This window comes from Pseudomonas sp. SZ40, from assembly GCF_052958135.1.
The window spans coordinates 1-23,677 of sequence record NZ_JBQWIF010000043.1; the positions used below are offsets into that span (position 1 = coordinate 1).

The 23,677-nt window shown below is 63.9% G+C and carries 19 protein-coding genes and 1 pseudogene; 3 read left to right on the forward strand and 17 right to left on the reverse strand.

Going from position 1 to position 23,677, the window contains the following annotated elements; translation table 11 throughout:
• Positions 1-484: 484 nt before the first annotated feature.
• From ACT9T4_RS23190 to mntP, 3 genes are all read left to right on the forward strand, one after another.
• Positions 485-1,249 carry an SDR family oxidoreductase gene (locus ACT9T4_RS23190; protein WP_499119156.1) on the forward strand — a complete coding sequence of 255 codons (765 nt, stop codon included), beginning with the start codon at positions 485-487 and terminating at the stop codon, positions 1,247-1,249.
• A 44-nt stretch (positions 1,250-1,293) separates the two neighbouring features.
• Positions 1,294-2,250: a 2-hydroxyacid dehydrogenase gene (locus ACT9T4_RS23195; RefSeq protein ID WP_499119158.1), complete on the forward strand. Its 957-nt coding sequence runs from the start codon at positions 1,294-1,296 to the stop codon at positions 2,248-2,250.
• Between the two features lie 350 nt (positions 2,251-2,600).
• Positions 2,601-3,167, forward strand: coding sequence for a manganese efflux pump MntP (gene mntP / locus ACT9T4_RS23200; protein WP_042556440.1), 567 nt, complete (start codon positions 2,601-2,603; stop codon positions 3,165-3,167).
• A 51-nt stretch (positions 3,168-3,218) separates the two neighbouring features.
• Here the strand turns inward: mntP and ACT9T4_RS23205 are convergent, their stop codons facing one another.
• The 17 genes and pseudogenes from ACT9T4_RS23205 to ACT9T4_RS23285 form a co-directional block, all read right to left on the reverse strand.
• Positions 3,219-4,256, reverse strand: a complete 1,038-nt coding sequence (locus tag ACT9T4_RS23205) for an NADP(H)-dependent aldo-keto reductase (protein WP_499119160.1) — start codon at positions 4,254-4,256, stop codon at positions 3,219-3,221.
• 20 nt (positions 4,257-4,276) lie between these two features.
• Positions 4,277-5,278, reverse strand: coding sequence for an aldo/keto reductase (locus ACT9T4_RS23210; RefSeq protein WP_499119162.1), 1,002 nt, complete (start codon positions 5,276-5,278; stop codon positions 4,277-4,279).
• A 73-nt stretch (positions 5,279-5,351) separates the two neighbouring features.
• Positions 5,352-6,710 (reverse strand): MFS transporter, encoded by a 1,359-nt coding sequence (locus ACT9T4_RS23215; RefSeq protein WP_499119198.1) that lies wholly within the window; start codon positions 6,708-6,710, stop codon positions 5,352-5,354.
• A 113-nt stretch (positions 6,711-6,823) separates the two neighbouring features.
• Positions 6,824-7,333, reverse strand: a complete 510-nt coding sequence (locus ACT9T4_RS23220; RefSeq protein ID WP_499119164.1) for a flavin reductase family protein — start codon at positions 7,331-7,333, stop codon at positions 6,824-6,826.
• Positions 7,334-7,439: 106 nt separating this feature from the next.
• Complete coding sequence (locus tag ACT9T4_RS23225; protein WP_499119166.1) at positions 7,440-8,264, reverse strand: NADPH-dependent oxidoreductase; 825 nt, start codon at positions 8,262-8,264, stop codon at positions 7,440-7,442.
• A 134-nt stretch (positions 8,265-8,398) separates the two neighbouring features.
• A complete protein-coding gene (locus ACT9T4_RS23230; protein WP_499119199.1) occupies positions 8,399-9,193 on the reverse strand; it encodes an ABC transporter ATP-binding protein in 795 nt (264 codons plus the stop codon).
• Between the two features lie 33 nt (positions 9,194-9,226).
• A pseudogene (locus tag ACT9T4_RS23235) lies at positions 9,227-10,024 on the reverse strand (ABC transporter ATP-binding protein); the annotation flags it as partial.
• Positions 10,021-10,872, reverse strand: a complete 852-nt coding sequence (locus ACT9T4_RS23240) for an ABC transporter permease (protein WP_499119168.1) — start codon at positions 10,870-10,872, stop codon at positions 10,021-10,023. The gene ACT9T4_RS23240 and the pseudogene ACT9T4_RS23235, both read right to left, overlap by 4 nt.
• On the reverse strand, positions 10,869-11,870 hold the full coding sequence (locus tag ACT9T4_RS23245; protein ID WP_179538239.1) for an ABC transporter permease: 1,002 nt from the start codon (positions 11,868-11,870) through the stop codon (positions 10,869-10,871). Before ACT9T4_RS23245 ends, ACT9T4_RS23240 begins: the two co-directional genes overlap by 4 nt.
• On the reverse strand, positions 11,867-13,465 hold the full coding sequence (locus tag ACT9T4_RS23250) for an ABC transporter substrate-binding protein (protein WP_499119170.1): 1,599 nt from the start codon (positions 13,463-13,465) through the stop codon (positions 11,867-11,869). The genes ACT9T4_RS23245 and ACT9T4_RS23250 overlap by 4 nt, the downstream gene beginning before the upstream one ends.
• A 17-nt stretch (positions 13,466-13,482) precedes the next feature.
• Complete coding sequence (locus ACT9T4_RS23255; protein WP_042556450.1) at positions 13,483-14,811, reverse strand: LLM class flavin-dependent oxidoreductase; 1,329 nt, start codon at positions 14,809-14,811, stop codon at positions 13,483-13,485.
• Between the two features lie 49 nt (positions 14,812-14,860).
• The gene (locus tag ACT9T4_RS23260) at positions 14,861-17,320 is read right to left on the reverse strand and encodes a TonB-dependent receptor plug domain-containing protein (protein WP_179538236.1); all 2,460 of its coding nucleotides are present in this window, start codon (positions 17,318-17,320) and stop codon (positions 14,861-14,863) included.
• A 301-nt stretch (positions 17,321-17,621) separates the two neighbouring features.
• On the reverse strand, positions 17,622-18,590 hold the full coding sequence (locus ACT9T4_RS23265; RefSeq protein WP_499119172.1) for an ABC transporter substrate-binding protein: 969 nt from the start codon (positions 18,588-18,590) through the stop codon (positions 17,622-17,624).
• Between the two features lie 14 nt (positions 18,591-18,604).
• On the reverse strand, positions 18,605-19,441 hold the full coding sequence (locus ACT9T4_RS23270) for a class II aldolase/adducin family protein (RefSeq protein WP_179538234.1): 837 nt from the start codon (positions 19,439-19,441) through the stop codon (positions 18,605-18,607).
• A 459-nt stretch (positions 19,442-19,900) separates the two neighbouring features.
• Complete coding sequence (locus ACT9T4_RS23275; RefSeq protein WP_499119174.1) at positions 19,901-21,259, reverse strand: LLM class flavin-dependent oxidoreductase; 1,359 nt, start codon at positions 21,257-21,259, stop codon at positions 19,901-19,903.
• A gap of 81 nt (positions 21,260-21,340) precedes the next feature.
• The gene (locus tag ACT9T4_RS23280; RefSeq protein ID WP_499119176.1) at positions 21,341-22,537 is read right to left on the reverse strand and encodes an alpha-hydroxy acid oxidase; all 1,197 of its coding nucleotides are present in this window, start codon (positions 22,535-22,537) and stop codon (positions 21,341-21,343) included.
• Positions 22,538-22,552: 15 nt separating this feature from the next.
• On the reverse strand, positions 22,553-23,659 hold the full coding sequence (locus ACT9T4_RS23285) for an LLM class flavin-dependent oxidoreductase (protein ID WP_499119178.1): 1,107 nt from the start codon (positions 23,657-23,659) through the stop codon (positions 22,553-22,555).
• Positions 23,660-23,677: the final 18 nt, after the last annotated feature.

Below are 23,677 nucleotides of genomic sequence, written 5' to 3' on the forward strand. Positions count from 1 at the left end.
TAACTTCTAGCAAGGGCTGCATTGGTAACGCGGGCGTTCGATTTGGTGGGCTAAAGCCCACCCTACGCTTGGATGCACGGCTGTAGGGTGGGCTCCAGCCCACCAATTGGAGCCCCACTGAAACCCCGAAAAAAGTCGCTCTGGTAACTTCTAGCAAGGGCTGCATTGGTAACGCGGGCGTTCGATTTGGTGGGCTAAAGCCCACCCTACGCTTGGATGCATGGCTGTAGGGTGGGCTTCAGCCCACCAATTGGAGCCCCACTGAAACCCCGAAAAAAGTCGCCCTGGTAACTTTTAGCAAGGGCTGCATTGGTAACGCGGGTGTTCGATTGGTGGGCTAAAGCCCACCTGCTTGGATGCACGGCTGTAGGGTGGGCTTCAGCCCACCAATTGGAGCCCCACAACGCACGTCCGCTGTCGCCACTTCGCTGCCGCTAAACAAGCCGACTGCACGTCGTAAACAGGTCATCGAGGAGAACAAAAAATGTCCCATGAAACCCTGAAAAAAGTCGCCCTGGTAACCGGTGCCGGCAGCGGTATCGGCAAGGCCGTCGCCGAGGCGCTGATGGCCGATGGTTTTTCGCTGGTACTGGCCGGGCGTCGGCCCGAGCCGCTGCAGGCATTGGTCGAGATTGCCCGTACCCGTGGCCAGGAAGCCATCGCGGTGCCTACCGACGTCCGCGATCCGGCCAGCGTCGATGCCTTGTTCGCCAGCGTCGAGGAGGTCTACGGGCGGCTCGACGTGGTCTTCAACAACGCCGGTGTCAACACGCCCGCCGTGACCCTCGACGATCTGGATGTCGAGCAGTGGCGCAACGTCATCGACACCAACCTCAATGGTGTCTTTCTCTGTGCGCGCGGCGCCTTCCGGCTGATGCGCAAGCAAACCCCACAGGGCGGCCGGATCATCAACAACGGTTCGATTTCCGCACATACGCCGCGGCCCTACAGCAGTGCTTACACCACCAGCAAGCACGCGGTGCTGGGCCTGACCAAGTCCCTGGCACTGGATGGCCGCGAGTTCAGCATCGCCTGCAGCCAGATCGATATCGGCAATGCCCTGACCGAACTGTCGGTACGCATGACCAAGGGCGTGCGCCAGGCCAATGGCGAGATCGCCGTCGAGCCCATGGTCGACGTCAAGCATGTCGCCGACGCCGTGCGCTACATCGCCGGGCTGCCGCTCTCGGCCAACGTGCTGAACATGACCGTGATGGCCACCAACATGCCCTTCGTTGGCCGCGGCTGATCGACAGGCCGGTACGACCTGCCCAACAGATAAACGAGGTACCCATGAAACCAGAAGTCCTGCAGCTTAGCCCCATCCTGATCCCCGAGATTCGCGACAAGCTCGACCAGCTGTTCACCATCCGCCGCTACTACGAGCAGGCCGACAAAGCGTCTTATCTGGCGCAACACGGCGCCAATATCCGTGGCGTGATCACTGGCGGACACACCGGCATCACCCAGACGGTGATGGCGCAGTTGCCGAACCTCGAAGTGGTGGCGGTCAATGGCGTGGGCACCGACGCCATCGATCTGGCCTATGCCCGTGATCGCGGTATCCAGGTGACGGCCACTATCGGGGCATTGACCGAGGACGTCGCTGACCTTGCCATCGGTCTGCTGATTTCCGCATGTCGTGGCATCAGCACGGGTGACCGTTATGTGCGTAGCGGGCAGTGGGCAACGAGCGCCACGCCGCTGGTGCCATTGCCGCTGGCCCGACAGATGTCCGGTATGCGCATCGGCATCGTCGGCATGGGCCGCGTTGGCCGAGCCGTGGCCACTCGCGCCGCTGCATTTGGTTGCCCAATCAGTTACACCGATCTGCAGGCGATGAGTGACGTGCCGTACACCTTCGTGGCGGATCTGCTGGCGCTGGCCAGCGACAGCGATGCGCTGATCCTGGCGGCCGCTGCCGACAAGGGCGAAGCCATCGTCAACGCCGAGGTGCTGCATGCCCTGGGCCGCGACGGTTACCTGATCAACATCGCCCGCGGCAAGCTGGTCGACGAGCCGGCCCTGGTTGCTGCGCTGCAAAACGGCCAGATTGCCGGTGCTGGCCTGGACGTGTTCGCCGACGAGCCACAGGTGCCTGGCGAGCTGTTCGAGCTCGAGCAAGTGGTGCTGCAACCGCATCGCGCCAGTGCCACGGTGCAGACCCGCACGCGCATGGGCGAGATGGTGGTTGCCAGCCTGGTGGACGCGTTCGCCGGGCGCAAGCCCGCCGGTAGCGTCACGGGCTGATCGCTTTACCTGGCTGCTTTTGCGGATGGTGGCTCTCGACGAGCTGCCCCTTGGGGCCGCGGACGGCATGTCCGGCCCCTGTTTTGCGGCTGATGGGTAGTTGCCGACCGCGCAACTCGTCGGCTTTTCCCGGCAGAAAAAGTGGTTTTTTCAGTCGTTACTTTTGGGTAAAGTGCGGGCCTCTTTGGGGAGTAGCCTGCTGTCGAGCTCGCTCGGTAGCGTTCGTATCAACATTCTCGGCAGAAGCCGTGGTGCGAACACCGTGAGGTTGGTGAGACCAATGACAGATACGTGCCTAAGGTCGGGCGCGTGTATCCGTCATTGACTCATAGCCCGACCGAGACGTAACCGTGAATCCCATTTCCCTCATCCTTCTGGCTTTCGCCATGTCCACGGACGCTTTCGCCGCGGCTATCGGCAAGGGCGCCAGTCTGCACAAACCCCGCTTCATCGATGCCCTGCGCACTGGACTGATCTTCGGCGTGATCGAAGGCATCACCCCCGTGGTCGGCTGGTTCATCGGCCAGGCCGCCGCCAGCTTCGTCGAGGAATGGGATCACTGGATCGCCTTCGTGCTGCTCCTGCTGCTCGGCCTGCACATGATCTACGCTGGTCTGCAGCCCGATGCCGCGGACGCCGCCGAGAAAGCCAAGTCGCACTCCTTCTGGGTGCTGGCGGTGACGGCCTTCGCCACCAGCATCGACGCATTGGCCGTGGGCGTCGGCCTGGCATTCGTCGATGTCAATATCTGGGTCGCCGCGCTGGCAATCGGTCTGGCGACCATGACCATGGTCACCATCGGCGTGATGCTCGGCCGGGTGATCGGCACCGCTATTGGCCACAAGGCGGAAATCATCGGCGGTCTGGTGTTGATCGGCGTGGGTGCGGCGATCCTCTATGACCACACCATGCTCTGACTCATCCGGGGGCGATCCGGGCAACCCTGAACCGGGCTGCCCGATGGCCGCTCAAGGTGCCGGGTTGGGCTGGCTGCGGTGGATGGCCTCCAGAGCAGCCAGCAGGTCGTCATCGAGTTGCAGCTCCACACTGGCCAGGTTGCTGCGCAATTGCTCCAGCGTCGTGGCGCCGATGATGTTGCTGGTCACGAACGGCCTCGAAGTCACGAAGGCCAGCGCCAGTTGTGCCGGATCCAGCCCGCGTTCCCGGGCGAGGTCGACGTAGGCGCTGGCCGCCCGTTCGACCTCGGGGTTGTTGTAGCGCTGGAAACGCTCGAACAGTGTCAACCGGCCTTTCGCCGGGCGCGCACCGTTCAGGTACTTGCCGGACAGCACACCGAACGCCAGTGGCGAGTAGGCGAGCAGGCCGATCTGCTCGCGCAGGGCGATTTCCGCCAGGCCGATCTCGAAGGTGCGGTTGAGCAGGCTGTAAGGGTTCTGGATCGACACGGCGCGAGGCCAGCCGCGTGTTTCTGCCAGGTGCAGGAAGCGCGCGGTGCCCCACGGCGTTTCATTGGACAGGCCGATATGACGAATCTTGCCGGCCTTGACCAGCTCGTCGAGCACTTCGAGGGTGTCTTCGATGGCCACCGACTGATCGTCCGGCTCGTGGCTGAACCCGAGCTGGCCGAAGAAGTTGGTCTTGCGATCCGGCCAGTGCAGTTGATAGAGATCGAGATAGTCGGTCTGCAGGCGATCCAGGCTGGCGTCCAGGGCGGCGATGATGTTCTTGCGGTCCAGGCGCGGATTACCGTCGCGAATGTGTTCCATGCGGCCTGGGCCGGCGACCTTGCTGGCCAGTACCCAGTCGGCACGATCGGCGAAGCGCCGGAAGTAGTTGCCGATGATGCTTTCGGTACTGCCGTAGGTCTTGCCGTTGGGCGGTACGGGATACATTTCCGCGGTGTCGAGGAAATTGACGCCGGCATCCTTGGCCAGGCGAATCTGCTCGAAAGCCTCGGCCTCGGTGTTCTGTTCGCCCCAGGTCATGGTGCCCAGGGCGATGACGCTGACGTCGAGGTCGGTACGGCCTAATGTACGCTTTTGCATGGAAGCTCCTATGAGGGTGATCAGTGGCGCCCGCTGACGAAGTGGGCGGGGTCGTTGAATCCGTGTGTCGAGGCGTGGCCGGGAGCGACCAGGCCGTCGATGAATGCCTCGTCCTCGCCGTCCAGGCGCAGCTCCAGGGCGCCGATATAGCTCTGCCACTGCTGCAGCGTCCGCGGTCCGACGATGGCGGCGCTGACCTGAGGGTTGGCCAGCACCCAGGCGATGGCGAAGCTGATCGGGTCGCTACCGCGGCGCTGTGCGTGGGCGCTGACCTGCTGCGCCAGGGCCAGTGATTCCGGGCGCCATTCGGTCTCCAGAATCCGTTTGTCCTGCCGTGCCGCCCGCGACCCTGCATCCGGTTCGCTGCCGGGCTGGTACTTGCCGCTCAGTACGCCACGCGCCAGCGGGCTGTAAGGCACCACGCCGAGGCCGTAGTGGCGCGCCGCGGTGAACTGCTCGGTTTCCGCCTGACGGTTGACGATGTTGTACAGCGGCTGACTGGCCACGGGATCGTCGACGCCCTGGCGGCGAGCGATGTTCACCGCCTCGGCCAGCCGCCAGCCGCGGAAATTGGAGACGCCCCAGTAGCGGATCTTGCCCTGGCGGATCAGGTCGCCGATGGCGGAAATGGTTTCCTCCAGCGGCGTATCGTGATCTTCGCGGTGCAGGTAGTAGAGGTCTAGGTAATCGGTGCCCAGGCGCTGCAGGCTGCCCTCGAGGGCATCGAAGACGGATTTGCGGCTCAGCCCCTGATTGGCTGGATGGGACCACGAGCGCGGGCTGCCGACCTTGCTGGCCAGCACCCAGTTGGCTCGGTCGGCGGCGATCGCGCGGCCGGTGATTTGCTCGGAAATGCCGCCGTTGTATACGTCCGCGGTGTCGATGAAGTTGACCCCCAGCTCCCGCGCCTGATCGATGATGCGCCGCGATTCGGTTTCGTCGGTGGCACCGCCGAACATCATGGTGCCCAGTGACAGTGGCGATACCTTGAGGCCGGATTTGCCCAGTGAACGGTAATCCATCGGTGATTTCCTCCATTTGGTTGTGCTGCTGATCAATGTTCCGACCGCAGCGTTGCTGAAACGGCTCGGTGAGTCAGCCCTGTGATACTTCCAGTCCAGACTCCCTGTGCAGTTTGCGGAACACCCAGGTGGATGCCAGGCAGAACAGGCTAACCAGCAAGATGGTCAGGCCGATATCGTCGACGCTCGGTGCCGAATGGTTGCGCACACGCTGGATAAGCCCGAGCAGCAGGGCCGCGATGCACACCGCCATGCTCATGCCCAGTTGCACGGACATTGCGGACAGGGTGCTGGCTTTACTGGCGTGACAACTGCTGACATCAGCGTAGGTCAGCGCACCCATGGTGCTCATCTGCAGGGAGCGGGACAGGCCGCCCATGAACAGCATGACGATCACCAGCAGCGCGGGCGTGTCGGCCCGCAGCAACGCACAGATGGCCACGGAAAGGCCACCGATGACGGCGTTCCACAGCAGAATGCGCCGAAATCCGAAGCGCCTCACCATGCGTACCGAGATGAATTTGATCAGCAACGCACCAGCGCCGGCGGCGAAGGTCAGTAGGCCTGCCTGCAGCGCGCTGAGGCCGAAGCCGACCTGAAACAGCAGCACCAGTAGAAACGGCAGTGAAGCGCTGCCCAGGCGGAACAGCGTGCCGCCCCACAGGACGATCGCGAAGGTAGGAATGCGCAGCAGCGAGAAATCCAGTAGCGGTGCCGCCGAACGCCGGGCATGGCGAATGTAGAGCAGGCCGAACAGCAGGCCATTGCCCAGCAGCGCACACGACCAGAACCACGCCAGTGAGCGGCCGTGGCCGAGGGATTCGAAAGCCAGTACCAGGCTGGCCAGCGCCAGGCTGCTGAGCAGAAAGCCGGCGAGATCGAGGGGCTGGCGTCGGTGCCCGGGGTAGTCCGGAATGTGCCGCAGGATCAGGACGATTCCCAGCAGGCCGATGGGCAGGTTGATCAGAAAAATCCAGTGCCACGACAGCGTCGTCACCAGCAGGCCGCCCAGCGGCGGCCCGACCATCGGCCCCAGCAAGGCCGGCATGGTGAGGAAGGCCATGGCGCGCATCAGGTTGGCCTTGCTGGTCCAGCGCAGCAGGATGATCTGCCCGACCGGTACCATCATCGCGCCCGCAGTGCCCTGGCAGAAACGTGCCAGGGAAAGCTGCAGCAACGAAGTGGACAGCGCACAGGCCAGCGAACTGGCGATGAACAGCCCGATGGCGGCAATGAACAGGCGCCGTGGGCCGTAGCGCTCTGCCAGCCAGCCGCTGATCGGGATGAACATCGCCACGGCGAGCAGGTACAGGGACACGATCAGGTTCATGTGCACGCTGGACTCGCCGAAATCCTCGGCGATCTTCGCCAGCGCCGTGAGCACGGCGGTGGAGTCGAGCAGCTCCATGAACAGGGCGCAGCCGATGATCATCGGCACCTTGCGATCGAATGCCGCCTCAGGCTCCCGAGTGTCGAGCCCGTCGCCCTGCGCCGGTTGCGGCAGCTCGACGTCGGGGGACGCCCGGCGCTCGGAAACCGCGCCGCTCAGGAGAAGCGGCCGTAGCGGCCCGAAGCGTAGAGCAGCGGCTGCTGATCGTCGTGCCAGCAGTCCAGTACCTCGGCAATCGCTACCAGATGGGTACCGACATGGTGGAAGTCGGTAATCCGGCAGTCGAAGCCCGCGGTGCTGGCCAGCAGCGCCGGATTGCCGCTGTCCAGGCGCCGCCAGGCATGCTTGCCGAAACGCTGCTCGGGCGGCAGGCGGCCGGCGAAATCATTGGCGGCTTCTTCGGCATCGGCATTCAGCACGTTGACGCAAAAGCGTTTCTGGCGCATCAGGTGCGGATAGAGGCTGGCGCCGCTGTTCACCGCGATCAGCACGGTGGGTGGGTCGGCGGTCACCGAGCTGAACGCGGTCGCGGTGAGCCCGTAATCGGCATCGTCGCCAGCGCAGGTGATGATGTTCACCGAAGCGGCGGTGTTGCGCATGGCTTGCTTGAAATCGGTAGCATCGACGGTGTCGATGAGGGGTTTTTCCAGAACGAGTACGGTCATGGGGGACTCACGTTTTTTGGCTGTCAGGTCTCAAATTTCGAATAGGGCAAAGGGCGTCACAAGGCGAAAGCGGGCGTTCGCCGCTCCCACAGATAGGTGGTTTCGACTAACGCAGCGCCAGGCCCTGTTCGTTCAACGTATGGCTGATACGCTCGCGGCCATGCAGCGACTCCACGCCCTTGAGGCGATTGATCACCTGCTCGCTCCAGCCTGGCGTGTTCTGCCCCTGGGCATGGCTGAAGGCAGCAGCGGTTCCTTCGTAGGCCGCGACCCGTTCCGCCTCGCCGTCGACGCCGTAGGTCTCGCGGTGCAGCGTCACGGCCTGGGGCAGCCGGGGCTTGATCGCCGCCGGCTGCTGCGGATCGGCATAGCCGACGCACAGCCCGAAAACCGGGAACACCAGGGGCGGCAGGTGCAGTTCGTCGATCACTGCCTGCAGGTCATTGCGCAGCGCGCCGATGTAGACGGTACCCAGGCCCAGAGATTCGGCGGCGACCACGGCGTTTTGCGCTGCCAGGGCAGCATCGATGCTGCCGACCAGCAGGCTGTCCAGATAGGCTGGCGCCTGCAGTTGCACGTCGCGCTGCTCGGCGATGCGCTGTGCTCGCGAGAAATCCGCCAGCCAGATCAGGAATAGAGGCGCCTTGCGGATATGCGCCTGATCGTTGGCCAGCGCGGCCAGACGCTCCTTGCGCGCCGGGTCTTCGACCGCCAGCAGGCTCCAGGCCTGCAGGTTGGAGGAGGTGGAGGCCGACTGCGCGGCGGCCAGCAGGGTTTCCAGAGTACCGGCCGGCAGCGGCTGTTCGAGATAGGCACGTACGCTGCGATGCGCGAGCAGGTGCTCGATCACCGGGTTGGCCCGCCAGTCGGCAGCACCGATGCTGCCACCGTAACGTTGTTGCCAGAGTGCTGATGCAGTGCTTTCAGGCATTTCCCATCTCCTGTATTCAAGCGCGGATGGCATACCTTAGGGGCCTGCCGTGCGCTTGTGAAATACCTGCTGATGCTAAGTTAATAATCAAAATAAAGAATATTGTATTGCTGGTAATATGCTTTTTTAGGATGTTATATGGCGACCTGAAAATGCAGGCTGTCCAGATAGCGTTGCCCGGGTACGTCGCTGAGCAGGCGCTGGGTATAGGCGTTGGCAGGCGTGCGGAACAGCTGCTCGGCTGGGCCCTGTTCGACGATCCGGCCTGCCTGCATCACCACCACCTGATCGGAAATCTGCCTCACCACTGCCAGATCATGGGAGATGAACAGGTAGCTAAGGCCCAGCTCCCCCTGGAGTTCGGCCAGCAGGTCGAGAATCTGCTTCTGCACCGAGGCATCCAGGGCGGAAAGTGGCTCGTCGAGAATCAGCAGTTGCGGTTCCAGGGCCAGTGCCCGGGCTATCGCCACCCGCTGACGCTGACCGCCGGACAGGTGCGCGGGGCGGCTGCCCAGCAGCGTGACCGGCAGGCCGACGCGCTGCAGCAGTGTCGCTGCCCGTTGCCGCTGCGCGGTACGGTCGCCAATCGCGAAGGCGCGCAGTGGCTCACAGATGATCTGCTCCAGCGTGAAGCGCGGGTCCAGCGAGGCGTAGGGGTTCTGATAGACCACCTGCACGCGACGGCGGTAATCACGCAACCGGGCTGCGTCGCGGGTCAGCACATCCTGGCCGTCGAACAGCACGGTACCGGCAGTCGCCTGTTCCAGGCGCAAGATCATGCGTGCAGTGGTCGATTTGCCCGAACCGGACTCACCGACGAGGCTCAGCGTGGTGCCTCGCTGGATGTCGAATGACACCTGCGAGACAGCCGGCGGCAGATCATCGCGCCAGCTGGTGAATTGCTTGCTCAGCCCCCGTACGCTGAGCAGCGGCGTCTCCCTCGCGGGAAGCTGGCGCCTGTCTGGGAGCGCCTGGGTGAAACTGGGGGCGGCATCGAGCAGCCGACGCGTGTAGGGGTGGCGAGGGCGCAGGAAGATATCCTGAGTGCTGCCACTCTCGACGATCCGCCCCTGCTGCATGACGATCACCCGCTCGGCACGGTCCATGGCCACGCCCAGATCGTGGGTGATCAACAACACGGCGATCTTCTGTTCGCGGGCCAGGTTCTGCAGGTGATCGAGCACCTGGCGCTGCACCGAAACGTCCAATGCGCTGGTCGGCTCGTCGGCGATGATCAGCGACGGGTGATTGGCCATGGCGATGGCGATCAGCACACGCTGGCGCATGCCGCCGGACAACTCGTGAGGGTAGCGCCGAGCCAGCCGCTCGACATCGCGCAAACCGACCTGGGCGAGCACTTCCAGGCTGCGTGCTTGCGCCGCTTTACGAGGTACGCGATGCACGGTAAGGGCTTCGATGACCTGCTGGCCGATGCGCTTCACCGGATCCAGGGACAGCGCCGGATCCTGAGGCACGAAGCCGATACGGGTGCCACGTAGCTGCCGCCAATGACGGTCGTCGAGCTGCTCCAGGGCCTGGCCATCGAACTCGATGGTGCCGGCGCCGATGCGTGCATTGTCCGCCAGCAGGCCGATCAGCGCCGAGGCGGTGGTGGATTTGCCCGAGCCGGATTCGCCGACGATGGCGACGAACTCGCCGCGGCCGATCTGCAGGTCGATGTCCCGGGTGGCGGGCTGCGCGCCTGTCACGCCCAGGTAGTCGATCGACAACCCGCTGACCTTCAACAGTGGGCGGCTCATCGCTGTTCTCCCCAGGTTTTCTGCATGGCGCGGGCGAGCTGGTTGGCGGCCAGCACCACGGCGGCTACCAGCAACCCTGGCAGGGTGGTGTACCACCAGGCGGCGACGATGAAGTTGCGCCCCTCGGCGATCAGCAGGCCCCATTCCGGTTGCGGTGGCGGTGCGCCGAAACCGAGAAAGCTCAGTGCCGATACCGCCAGTACCGCGCCACCGAACTCCAGAGCCGCCAGTGCCAGCACCGGCCCCGCTGCGTGCGGCAGGATATGCCGGCCAATGATGCTCCAGTGCCCGACGCCGCTGGCGATGGCGGCTTCGACGAAGGTGCTGGCGCGCCAGCGCAGCACTTCACCGCGGGTCATCCGCGTGAAGGTCGCCACCGACGACAGGCCCACGGCCAGGGCGATATTGAGGGTGCCGAAACCCAGTACGGTGATCACCGCCATGGCCAGCAGCAGTGAAGGGATGGCCATCAACACCTCGATCAGGCGCATCAGCAGGACGTCCACACGGCCGGAGAAATAGCCCGAAATCAGGCCCAGGGCGCCGCCTGTCAGTAGCGCAATCAGTACTGCCAGGGTGGTGGCGCGCAACGACAGACCGGCGCCATGCACGGTGCGCGCATACAGGTCGCGGCCCAGGTGATCGGTGCCGAACCAGTGCTCCCCGGAAGGCGCTTGCAGGGCCTTGGCCGGCACCGCGAGCAATGGGTCGATGCGGGTGAACAGGCTGGGGAACAATGCCCAGCCGAGCACCAGCGCCAGAACCAGCAGGCTGGCCAGCAGCACGGGGCGCAGGCGCCACGGCCACAAGGTAAGGCTCGTCCGGGCCACGGGTGACAAGCTGCTCATGGCGTCTTCCTCAGGTTGATACGGGGGTCGAGCAGGGGGTAGAGCAGGTCCACCAGCAGGTTGACGAGGATGTAGATCAGCGCCGCCAGCAGCACCACGCCCTGCACCATGGGGATGTCCTGGCTGGCCACGGCGCCCTGGGCGAGGCGGCCGATGCCATCTCGGGAGAACACCGTCTCGGTGACCACCGCACCGGCCAGCAGGTTGCCGATGATGCCGCCAGCCAGGGTCAGCAGCGGAATCGAGGCGTTGTGCAGCACATGGCCGAACAGTACGCGGCGGCGGCTGACACCCTTGCTGCGCAAGGCGCTGACGAAGGGCTGGCGAATCACCCCGGCGATGGACCGTGACAGCACCTGGGCGATCACCGCCGCGGTGGGTATCGCCAGGGTCAAGGCTGGCAGCACCAGCGATGCGAGGCCCTGGTTGCCCATGGCTGGAAACAGATGGAGGCGGAACGAAAGCCCCTGCAACAACAGCAGGCCGACCCAGAAGGTGGGCAGGGAAACCGCCACCGAGGGCAGTGCCAGCAGGGTCTCCTGGCCGCGCGGATTACGCACCAGGCTGGCCAGTAGCGCCAGGCCAACCCCAGCGGGAATCGCCAGCAGCAACGCCGCAGCAGTGAGCGCGGCCGTTCCGGGCAGCGCCTGCCAGAGCGTCAGGGTGACGGCCTTGCCGCTCTGGATCGAGGTGCCCAGGTCCAGTTGCAGGGCCTGCCACAAGGCGATGGCGTACTGCACTGGCAGAGGCTCGTCGAGGTGGTAGCGGGCCTTGAGGGCATCGATCTGCGCCTGATCCGCCGCGCTCATCTCCCCGCTCTGACTGAGCATGATGGTCACCGGGTCGCTCGGCAGCGCGTAGAGGATCACGAACGACAGCGTGAAGGCTGCCCACAGCACGAACAGCGCCTGGCCCAGGCGGGCGAGCAGCCCGTAGGCCTGAGCGAGGACGCGCCGTCGAGTGGCGGCAGACAGGTTCCAGAAAGTGCTCGCGATCATCGTGGTTCCAGCCAGGTATCGAAGAATTGCAGGCGGGTGGAGGCCTCGTAATGCAGGCCGTGAACCTGGTTGCCGAATGCCGTCACCGTGGCCGATTCGTACAGCGGCAGGATGTGGCCCTGCTCGACGAGCAACTGACTGGCGCGCTGGATCAGCTGGCGGCGCTGCCCCGCATCGAGCACCGAGGCCGACGCCTGCAGCACTTCGTCGACCTCCGAAAACGGACGCTTGTTGACGTTGCGCCCGGAGGCGAAGAACACCGTGCGCAGTACGTCGGGGTCGGCACGGGTGAGGTTGAAGAACCACAGGTCGTAGTCGCCTTCGCTTTGCAGCGCGCTGGTCTGACTGATGGTGGTCTTGTTCAGGCGCAGCTCGATACCGGCCTGGCGCAGTTGCTGCTGGATCAGTTCCAACACCGGCGTCGAGGCCTGCCAGTAATCGACCCGGAACGACAGCCGCTGGCCATCCCGTGCTCGGATACCATCGGCGCCGAGTTGCCAGCCGGCCTCGTCGAGCAGCCGTGCGGCGCCTTGCGCGTCGTGCTGCAGCGCCCCGGACAGGTCGTGATACAGCGGCGTGCTGCTGGCCAGAGCCGAAGTCGCGGGCTTCTGATAGCGGGAGATGATGCCCTGCAGTTCGCTGCGGTCGATGGCCTTGTTGAGGGCCTGGCGAACGGCGGTTTCCTTGAGCAGTTCGCGGGATTCGTTCGGCGCCAGGTTGAAGACGATGCCCGGGTTGGGACGAGCGATGAACGGGATGCCCTGCGCCTCGAGAATGCCTTCGTCCTGCACCGCCACACCGGTATTCACGTCGATCTGCCGTGACAGCAGGCTGCCCAGGCGCACCCCCGACTCCGGAATGATCACGAACTCGATGCCATCGAGCCAGGCACGACCCTGATGGCCTGCCAGGGATGATGGCCAGGTGTAATCGGCGCGGTGTGAAAGCTTCACGCTCTGGTTATGGGTAAAGCTGTCCAGTACGAAAGGGCCCGAGCCGACCAGAGCACCCTGGCAGCGTTCCTCGCTGGAGCGTTGCAGCGTGCTGGTGGCGAACAGGCCCAGACTCATGGTCGAGGTGGCCTGCAGGAACTGGGCGTTGGGCTGCTTGAAACTGACCACCAGGGTCAACGGCTCGGGTACTTCGATGCTTTCCAGCCCGGACAGATAGGTACCGCCGAGGGTGGCCAGGGCGCCGAGGCCGATGATCGCCTCGAAGTTGGCCTTGACCGCGGCGGCGTCGAGCGGTGTGCCGTCACTGAAGGTCACCCCCTCGCGCAGGTGGAAGGTGAAGCGCCGCGAGTCTTCGCTGATTTCCCAGCGCTCGGCCAGCCAGGGCACGATCTCGCTGGATTGCGGATCCTGATCGGTGAGCGAGTCGGTCAGTTGCCGACCCACATTGAGCGCCGTGTTGTTGCCGGCCTGGTGCGGGTCGATGCACAGCGGGTCACCGTCGAAGGCGACCTTGAGTATCCCGCCGTGTGCCGGTGCCTTGGCCGTCGAGGGGGTGTCGCTCGGCGGCGCCGGGTCGCCGCAGCCAGCCAGGCCGATGGCCAATGCCAGGGTCGTCGTCCAGAAGAGAGGGCGGCGTGTCATGGAGGTCTCCAGTCAGGTCAGCGGTGGCGGTTCTGCCGATAGGGCAAGCCGAGGTTTTCGCGCAGGGTGGTGCCGGCGTATTCACGCTGGAACAGGCCGCGGCGCTGCAGCTCGGGCACGACCCCGTCGACGAAATCGTCGATGCCGGCGTGCAGGCCGGAGAACATCACGTTGAAACCGTCGGCGGCGCCACTGTCGAACCAGTGCTGCAGGTCGTCGGCGATGCTCTGCGGGGTGCCGATCAGTACGCGGTGGCCGCCTGCGGTGAGTTTGTTGAACAGTTGCCGGACCGTGGGCCGTTCGCGGCGGATCAGGTCGTAGACCAGCTTCTGCCGGCTGGGGTGGCTGTCGGTGCTGAACTGCTCGGGCGGCAGGGGCACCACCTCATCGAAGGGCAGTTCGGAGAGGTCGTAATCCAGGCTGGCGAAACGCGAGATGCGACTCAGGAAGGATTTCGGGTCGAGCAACTCCTGCAGGCGCTCGTACTTGGCTTCGGCCTCGGCCAGCGTCTTGCCGACCACCGGCGAAATGCCTGGCAGCACGATGAGTTGCTCGGCCGAGCGACCGAACTCGGTTGCCGCCTGATCCTTGATGGTGCGGTAGAACGCCAGGCTTTCCTCGACCGTCTGCTGCGCCGTGAAGATCAGTTCGCCAACCCGAGCACCGAGGCGGATGCCAGCCTCCGAGGAGCCCGCCTGGGCGATCACCGGGTGACCCTGGATCGGCCTGGCCACGTTGAGCGGCCCCTTGACCTGGAAGTGCTTGCCCTGATGGTCGAGCACATGCAGTTTGTCGAGATCCAGCCAGGTGCCGGATGCCTTGTCCTGCACGAAGGCACCATCCCCCCAGCTGTCCCACAGGCCGCTGATCACGTCGAAGAACTCTTCGGCGCGCTCGTGACGATCACTGTGCTGGCTGTGCTCGGCGCGATTGAAGTTCTCGCCACCGCCCAGCGATGTCACCAGGTTCCAGCCCGCTCGACCCTTGCTGATGTGATCCAGCGACGCGTATTTGCGTGCCAGGTTGTAGGGCTCGTTGTAGGTGGTGCTGCCGGTGGTGATCAGGCCGATATGCCTGGTGACCAGGGCCAGTGCCGGGGCCAGGATCAACGGATCCCAGCGCACGCTGTTGGCGCCTTTCTCCAGGCCCGGATCGAGGTCGACCTTGACGCCGTCGTTGAAGAACAGCGCATGAAAGCGCCCGGCTTCCAGCTTCTCGGCGATGTAGCGGTAATGGTCGAAGTCCAGAAAGGTGTCTTTCGGCGCTTCCGGCAGGCGCCAGGCCGAACCGGTCAACACCCCGGGTACGAAGGCCCCGAGAATGATCTTCTTGTCTGCTGTGCTCATGGCGTTTTCCACGGGTTGGCCTGCGGCGCTGCCGGAGGCGTTCGAAGGGTCAGAAGTTGTAGGCGACGCGGGTGTACCAGTAGGCGCCGTTGTCATCGAAGGGCGCGTTGGCGTAGGGCGGGAAGCCGTTGGTGTTGCCGCTTGGGTACTTGTGCTCGTCCGGTTTGACGTCGAACAGGTTGCTGGCGCCCAGCACGACATTGAGGTTGTCGCTGAGGTCGTAACCGAACTCCACATCGGTGATCCACTTGGCGCCGTAGGTCTGGTCGAACTGCGGGCCGCCGGTATCGCGCTCGGTCACCTTGTCGTGACGGGTGAGGGTCAGCGCGGCGCTGAAATCGCCGATCCGCCAGTCGCTGCCGAGGATCAGTTTGCTGCGTGGGTAGGAGTCGGTCAGGTAGCCCTGAGAAACGTGATCGACCAGCGGCTGGTTGACGCCGATGGCCGCCAGCACGCCCGGTGTGGAGGCCAGCTTGTCGATCTCGGTCTTGTTGTAGTTGTAGCCCAGGCTCCATTTGACCTGGCCGTAGCGGCCGAAGTCGGAACGGTAATCGGCGACCAGATCCAGCCCCGTGGTGGTGGTGTCGGCGGCATTGGTGAAGTACTGCACGCGGTAGCCCGGTGCATAGCCGAGGTTCGCCAGCAGGGCGTTCACCGCGCTGCCGGAGAAATAGGTACTGCCGCTGATGCGATCCTTGACCTCCACCTGATAGACGTCGAGCGTCACGTTGGCGGCCTGAACCGGTTTCCAGGTGAAGCCGACACTGATGTTGGTGGATTTCTCCGGCTTCAGGTCGGTAGCGCCCAGGGCACGCGCCAGTTCGCTGTCGACGGCAGCCGTCTTGGTTTGCGCGTAGACCGCCTGGCCGCCCACGCTGGTGTAGGCGTTCTGGCTGCGTGCAAACGAGGTCTGCGACAGCGACGGGGCGCGGAAGCCATTGTTGATGGTGCCGCGCAGGGCGAAGTCGGGGGTGAACTCGTAGCGCAGCGAGAGCTTGCCGCTGGTGGTGTCGCCTGCGGCGTCATCGTATTCCTCGTAGCGCCCGGCCAGGCCGACGTAAAGCTTCTCGGTCGGGTAGAAACCGACGTCCACGTAGCCGGCGTAGTTGCTGCGCTGCACGTCCGCTTCGTCTTCCGGGAGCAGGGTGATCGCACCCTGGGCACCGATCGAGCCGGTGCTTGGGTTGAGCGGGTTGCCCACCGGGTACTGATAGGTACCCGCCGCGTAGGAGGCTGGGTCACCGGAAATGGTCTTGAAGCCATCCTCGCGGTATTCCGCACCCCAGGAAAATTGCAGGGGCTTGCTCAGGCCGACCTCGAAGGCGCGGGAGAAGTCGAGGTTGGTGGTCCACTGTTCGGATTCCGAGGTGTAGGTCCAGAAACTCGTCGGGCTGGACGGGCCGAGGGATGCATTGAGGCTCTCGCGCGAGCCGTGGTCGATCTCGTTGCGCCCGTAGGTGGTGCTCAGATCCCAGTCCCAACCGGCGGCCAGCCCCTTCACGCCACCCGCGACCTGCCAGTCGGTTTCCTCGAAGGTCACGAAGGGGGCGGTGCCGTCGGGGTAGATGGACTCGATGATGTTGGTCGAGTTGGGCCGCCTGAAATTCTGGCCGACCCTTGAGTCGCGTTCGGTATAGGTGGAGAAGGAGTACAGCGACACCTCGTCGTTGACCGGCAGCTCCAGGTTGTAGGAGCCGTTGAAGCCCTTGACCTTGGGCTTGCCGTTCTTCGAGACCTTGCGGCTGACGGTGGCTTCGCGTGGGTCCGGCTGGCCATTGACCGGGTGGTAGAAGGCGCCGGTGGCGTCCAGCGACTTGACTGCGGTTTGCTCCGAGCGCCCGTCGATGGCCAGGTTGATGAAGCCGTCGTTGGGCAGGGCGAAGCCCTTGTTGGCAGCCAGCTTGAGGTTCTCGCCATCGCCCTCGAAGTACTCGCCCCAGTAGGCACTGGCAGAGCCGCCGTGGTCGGTCTCCTTGAGGATGATGTTGATCACCCCGGCAACCGCGTCCGATCCGTATTGCGCCGCAGCGCCATCGCGCAGCACTTCGACGTGGTGAATGGCGCTGACCGGAATCAGCTCCAGATCCACCGAGGTCGCGCCGTTGGACTCCAGGCCGCCCAGGTGTACCGATGAACTGGTGTGGCGGCGCTTGCCGTTGACCAGCACCAGCACGTCGGCCGCACCCAGGCCGCGCAGCTTGGCGGGACGGTGCACGGAGTCGTTGGAATTGCTGCGTACCGAGCGCACCTGATATGACGGCAAGGCTTTCTGCAGGGCGGTCTTCAGGTTGGTTTCGCCGGTCTTTTCCAGCTGCGTGCTGTCGATCACGTCGATCGGCGATGGGCTGGTGGTCACCGTGCGTGCTTCGCTGCCGCGTGATCCGGTGACGATCACGGTGTCCAGCTTGTCGTCGGTCTGTGCGGCGACGGCAGCGATCGGGCTGATCAGATAGCCGGCCAGCAGGGCAGGCGCCAATGACAGCACAGGGTAATTCAATGTGGATTTCATCCATTTGCCCCTCATTCTCGATAATTGTTCAGGCATCTGGGAGCCCGGTATTCGTGCTTTCCGCTGCACGGCGTGTTTCGTCCTGATGGAGACAATCCCGGGTTTGCCCTGAGGGTCTTGCCTGATAGTTCTGGTGCACGTGCTGGCGCACTGTTAGTTGCTGTTTGCAGGCAGCAGGGCGCCGTCGCGGCAACGTTGACGCGTTGCCGTTCAATGAATGGGAAGTTGTGTCTGATGGGTGGCTCGGTATCGTTAGAACAGGTGCTCTTTCATGCTGTTGAGTGGGGTTCGTTATTCATGTTCAGCCGCTCAATAGTTCGCTGAACTGTTTGTCCCACAGTGGGCGGACATCGACTTTCTGACGTATCAGGCCGCTCTCGTAGAACACATCGGCAACTTGCTGCTGGGCCTCTATGGCGGCATCTTCCACGGGCCTTATTCGCGCCGGCTGGCTGCGTTGTTCGAATTGCTGCAAATAGAGCTCCCGGGGAATGCCGGTGAGCGTTTCACTGCGCAATGCCCACTGTTCGGGGTGGCTCTCGATCCAGTCCCAGGCGGCTTTTTCACGCAGCAGAAAATCACCGATGGCTGCCCGTTTACCGGGTTTGGCCAAGGCGGTTCGGGTCGTGGAGATCAGGTAGTTGCCCGAGTAATAGCCCTCGGCGCTTTGCAGCAATACGCCGTCGAGGTTGGCCTCGGCATGAATCGCGCTGATGCCACCGGTCACCAGTGCATCGATATGGCCGTTCTGGAAGGCACTCAGGCCGTCCTGGGCCGGTAGCGGAATGGCCTGTACGTCGGACAGCGCCAGGCCGTTCTGGCGCAGCATGTTGAGTACCAGATAGTGCGTGTTGGTGGCACGCACGTAGCTGATACGTTTGCCACGCAGGTCACTGACCTGGCTGATGCCGCTGTTCTTCTTCACCACGATGCCGGTCTTGTTGTTGTCGCCGCTGTAGCTGGCGATCAGGGCCAGCGGAGCCTTGGCGATGCTGGCGAAGATCGGCGGGATTTCGCTCATGAAGGCGTAGTCGAGGCTGTTGCTGGTCAGTGCTTCGAGCACCAGGTTGCCACCGGCGATATCGACCCACTCCAGAGGGTAGGGCGCTTGTGCCTGGCCAGCATCGTCGAGGAAATAGGCGATGGTGCCCTTGTAGCGCCAGACCCGCAGCGGCTGGCTGTCATCGGCTGCAGCCCAGCCGGGTAGCAGCCCGCCGGCAGCCAGAATGGCGCCATTGCGCAGCAGGGAGCGACGGTTGATGGTAGGCATGTGCTGGCTCCCGCTCAGTCCAGAAGGTCTGGTTGCTGGCGGATGATGCGATCCCATAGCGGCAGGAAGTTCACCCAGGCGAAGAACTCACGGCGTGCCTTGGGGGCACGGTCGGCAGGGTCGATTTCTGGCACCACCGGCTGCCCGGCAGCATAGGCCAGCAGGTGTGCTCGGGCGCTGTCATCGGCCTGGATGAAGCGCCACGCGGCGCTCTCGACGGTTTCGCCTGTGGTCCACAGGCCATGGTTCTGCCACACCAGCAGGTTATTCGCGGCAAAGTGCTCGACGAATGACCGGGTGACGATCTGGCGATCCTGCTCCAGCGCTCCATCGGCACTGCGCAGAGCATTGCGTGCGAAGATCACCTGATCATCGATGAACGCCGAAGACTCGGCGGTGATCGGCTCGAACAGGCGTCCGAACGATGACCAGACGCGACCATGAAAGCCATGCAGGTGGGCGATGCCGACCACCTCGGGGCGTGCCCGCTGCAGCTCGTAGTGCAGATCCAGCGCGCTGGTGTTGAGCAGGCCGTCGCCTTCGACCACCTGGCCTGCGCCATCGACCCGCAGCAGGTCGGAAACACGAATCTGCGAGAACGGTACGCCCAGTGGGTTGATCCAGTAATGGTCGGTTTCGATCGGGTCGCGGGCCGTGAAATGCCCGGCCACTCCCACTTCGAAACCCAGCTCGGCGAACAGCCGGTACGAGGCCGCGAGGCGCTGTTTGCGGTGCAGGCGCTCGGCGTGTGGATCGGACAGCCTGGGCACTTCGGTGGACAGCAGGCGGTTATTGTCGTGGGGCAGTGAGCGGATGCTGTGAACGGGCGGGAATATCTCGCGACGGGTCATTTCGGTGGGTCTCAGGCTCGATCAGGTTATGCGGGCGTTGATCATTCAACGTCTCGCCTTATATCGAACGCAGAGCAATAACGGGAAGCGGAGCGTACAACGTTACTATCCGACTTCGTCGTCACGTCATGCGTGTCGATAGCCTCCACCGGGTGAGGGGTCGGAATGGTTAAAATCTACGGAAATTAAACAGGCTTGATAAATACTGTTTTGGTCTAAACATATTATTCTTTTAATTAATTACCATTATGGATAGTTATGTTTATTTTGAATTTTATATGTGCGCTAGTCCTGGTTCAGAAATAGCGTCATGAATTAATTCGCGCGCACGGTAATAGCCTCGAAGAGCGCCATCGAGTTGCAGGTGATCGAATCGCAGTGTGGGGCTGCGCGAGCCCGATGAAGGCCTTGTCGACACGCCGACAGCAGCGCCTGGAGCGTGTCGACCAAGGCGTGCTGTCAGGCCGGTACGGCCTGCGCTCGCGGCGCCTGCTGGATGCTGGCGTCCTTGGCGGTATGGCGGTTGCCGGGTACCGGTAGTCCGAGATGACCACGCAGCGTGCGCGCCGTGTAATCGGCACGGAACAGACCGCGCTCACGCAGGATAGGCAGTACTTCGTCGGTGGAACGGGCGAATTCGCTGGGGGCGCCAACGTGGATGTTGAAACCGTCCACGGCGCCTTCGCGGAACCAGCGCTCTATTTCGTTGGCCACCGTAAGCGGCGAACCGACGAAGCTGGAGTAGGGCTGACCGAAGCGCAGCGCGGTCTGGCGCAGCGTCAGGTGCTGTTCACGGGCCACGCGCTTGATGCGTTCGGCGTGGCCGCGATAGCCATTGCTGCCCAGGTCGCCGAGATCGGGGAAGGGCGCGTCCAGCTCGTATTGGCTGAAATCGTGGTAGTTGAACGGGCGGCCCAGTTGCACCAGGGCCTTGTGCAGGTCCAGCTCGCCCTTGCGCTCACGCTCGATGGCCTGGGCCTGCTCATCGGTGTCGGCGATGATCGGCTCGATACCCGGGAACAGCAGCACATGATCGGGGTTGCGTCCGGCTTCGGCGGTACGCCGCTTGATGTCCGCATAGTACTCGCGGGCATCCTCGAAGTTGTCCACGCCAGCGAAGATGCCTTCGGCGATGGCGGCAGCCAGGCCGCGGCCGGATTCGGACACGCCCGCCTGGAAGATCACCGGCTGCCCCTGAGGGGAGCGGGAGATGTTCAGTGGGCCGGTAACCGAAAAGAACTCGCCCTGATGATCCAGGCGGTGCTGTTTGGCCGGGTCGAGAAAGCGCCTGCTGGCCTTGTCGCGTGGGAAGGCATCGTCTTCGTATGAGTCCCACAAACCCTGTACTACCGCAACGTGCTCGTGGGCACGCCGGTAACGCTCGCCGTGGTCGATATGCTGCTCGCGGCCAAAGTTGCCCGCCGCACCCTCCAGGCCGGTGGTCACCACGTTCCAGCCGGCGCGGCCATGGCTGATCTGGTCCAGCGAGGCGAACTGGCGCGCAACGTTGAAGGGTTCGGTGTAGGAGGTGGTCAGCGTGGCCACCAGGCCGATCCGCTCGGTGGCGCCGGCCAGGGCGGAGAGCAGCGTCAGCGGCTCCAGGCGATTGAGAAAGTGCGGTGCCGATTCCGGCGTGATGTAGGGGCTGTCGACGATGAACACGAAATCGAACCTGGCCGCCTCGGCAGCGCGTGCCTGCTGCTTGTACCAGTCGATGTCGATGCTGGCGTTGCCGGGAATTTCCGGGTTCAGCCATTCCTGCTGGCTGGTGCCAACGCCCGTGAGAATGGCGCCGAAATGCAGTTGTCGTTGAGTCATGCTGTTATCCCCTGGTCATGCCAGTCGCGAGTGAGGGTTACCACGGTGCATAGCGCTGGCGCAGTCGCTCAGCGCTGCGCTTCATGCGTCGAAGAACGGCTTGTGCAGCAAAGGCGTGGTGCGGATGTCGGCAACCGTGGCAGCGCCGGAAAGTTGCATGACGATGCGCAGTTCCTGCTCGAGCTGTTCGAGCACCCACTGCACCCCTTGCGAGCCATTGAGGGCCAGGCCGTAGAGCACGGGACGACCGACTGCGACCAGATCAGCGCCGGCGGCGATGGCCTTGAACACATCGAGGCCGCGCCGGATGCCGCTGTCGAAGATGAGCGGGACGCGGCCCTTTACCTCGGCGGCCACTCGCTGCAATGAGTCGAACGCTGCCGGGGAACCGTCCAGCTGGCGGCCGCCGTGATTGGAAACCTGGATGGCATCGACCCCGTGTTGCAGCAGCGCTCGCGCATCCAGCGCAGTGGTCACGCCCTTGACGATCAACGGCAGACCACCACTGTGCTCGCGCACGAAATCCAGGCTGTCCAGGCCAATGCTGCTGTCGAACGCGAACTCGATCTTACGAGGTCGATTACTGGTATCTAGAAAGTTGCCGGGGGTTGGCATGCGCAGGTTATTGCGCCGGTCCTGCTCGCGATTACCGCCGACCGTCACGTCTGCAGTCATGACGATGGCTTTGTAACCCGCCGCGTGCGCGCGCTGCAGCAGTTCGCGGTTGAAGCCGCTGTCGCGCGTCAGGTAGCACTGGAACCACTTGTCACCGTTGCTTGCCGAGGCAACTTGCTCGAGGTTCTGGGTCGAGACGGTGCTGACACCCAGCAGTGTTCCATAAGCAGCGGCGCCTTTTGCCGTGCCGGATTCTGCCGATGGGTGCGCCAGACCGTGCGCTGCCATCGCGGACACTACGACAGGTGCACGCAGTGGGCTGCCGAGGATTTTCGTCTCCAGGCTCTTGACCGTCTTGCCGGTCAGGATGCGCTGGTCGAGGAAGGCTCGGGAGAATGCCGTGCGGTTCTCCCGCAAGGTCTGCTCGTCACCGGCGCCCCGTGCGATGTAATCGAAGGCCGGGCGAGGAATGACCTCTGATGCGAGCGCTTCCAGTTCCAAAAGGTTGTAGGTTTTCGGCGCTTGCCGGGGAGTCGATGATTCTTTCACGCGGCGTGGGCTTTCTTTGAGTGGCGAGTGCTCGGAGCCCAGTGCCGACTGTGCCGCCAACAGGGCGGCACCTCCAGTGAGCATCCCCAGGGTGTCGCGTCTGCTTGGCGGCATCGTGGTGATTCCTGCTCAGGCGTTCTGGACTTTCTTCGCACTGCCTTGCTGCTCGACCAGGGCGCGAATGCGTGGCAGCAGATCCTGGCCGTATTCCGCCGCATCGCGCAGTTGCTCGAAGCCACGGAACAGAAAGGTGGTGATGCCCGCGTTGTAGTAGTCCAGTGCGGCATCGGCGACCTGATCCGGTGTGCCCACCAGCGAGGTGGAGTTGCCGGCGCCGCCGCTCAGGGCGGCGATCTCGGTCCACAGGCGCTTGTCGTGCACCTTGCGTTGGCTCGCCAGCTCGACCAGCCGTGAAGAGCCCGAGTTGCTGGTGCCGAAGTTCTTGTCGCGACGTTTGCCCTGGCGCAGATGAATCAGTTCACGGGCATCTGCCAGGATGCGCTCGGCGCGGGCCCAGGCTTCATCTTCGGTGGCACCGAGGATCGGCCGTAGCGACAGGCTGAAGCGGATATGCTTTTCGCGGCCGTATTTGGCCGCGGCCTTGCGCACCTTGGCGATGCGCTCGCGGACCTGTTCCAGTGGCTCGCCCCACATCATGTACACGTCGGCGTGCTTGGCGGCGACTTCCACCGCAGCGTCGGATGCGCCGGAAAAGTAGACCGGGACGTGAGGCTTCTGGACCGGCTTGACCAGCGTCAGATTGTCTTCGATACGGTAGTGCTCGCCCTGATGATCGAAGGGCTCGGTGCTCGTCCACACCTTGCGCAAGATATCCAGATACTCCTCGGTGCGTGCATAGCGGGCGTCCTTGTCGAGGAAGTCGCCATCGCGCTGCAGGTCACCGCTGTCGCCACCGGTGATCACGTTGATCGAGGCACGGCCACGGCTGAGGTGGTCGAGGGTGGCGAACTGCCGGGCGGCGAAGGTTGGCGCCTGGAAGCCCGGGCGGTGCGCGACCAGCAGGCCGAGCTTGTCGGTCACGGCGGCGACATAGCTGGCCAGAATCATCGAATCCGCCGCGCTGGTGTTGACCGCCAGCAGTGCCTTGTCGAAGCCATCGTACTCCTGAGCCTGGGCGAATGCCTTGATGAACTCGATGTCGACGGCGGGGCCACGGGCCGCTTGCGATTCACTGCCTTCCTGCGGGCCGATCAGGCCGATAAATTCGAGACTCATTGCGGGGAACTCCTGTCT